General features: G+C 62.7%; 1 protein-coding gene. It reads left to right on the forward strand.

The window, feature by feature from the left end; translation table 11 throughout:
- Positions 1-314, forward strand: a 314-nt coding sequence (locus tag P9254_RS28850) for an aminotransferase class I/II-fold pyridoxal phosphate-dependent enzyme (RefSeq protein ID WP_278103920.1), incomplete at both ends; no start/stop codon positions are given.

Here is a 314-nt window from a genome sequence, read left to right on the forward strand (position 1 = left end):
GGCGGCACCCGCAACATTTCCGGCACGTCCAACCCGCTGGTCGAGCTGGAGCATGAGCTCGCCGACCTGCACGACAAAGAGGCGGCGCTGGTCTTCACCTCCGGTTTCGTTTCCAACGAAGCCTCGATCTCGACCATCGCCAGGCTCTTGCCCAACTGCCTGCTCATCTCGGACGAGTTGAACCATGCCTCGATGATCGAAGGCGTGCGGCGTTCCGGGGCCGAGAAGAAGATCTTCCGCCACAACGACGTTGCGCATCTGGAAAGCCTGCTGCAGGCGGCAGGACGCGAGCGCGCCAAGCTGATCGTCTTCGA

The sequence above is a fragment of the Mesorhizobium sp. WSM4983 genome, from assembly GCF_029625765.1.
Lineage (GTDB): Bacteria > Pseudomonadota > Alphaproteobacteria > Rhizobiales > Rhizobiaceae > Mesorhizobium.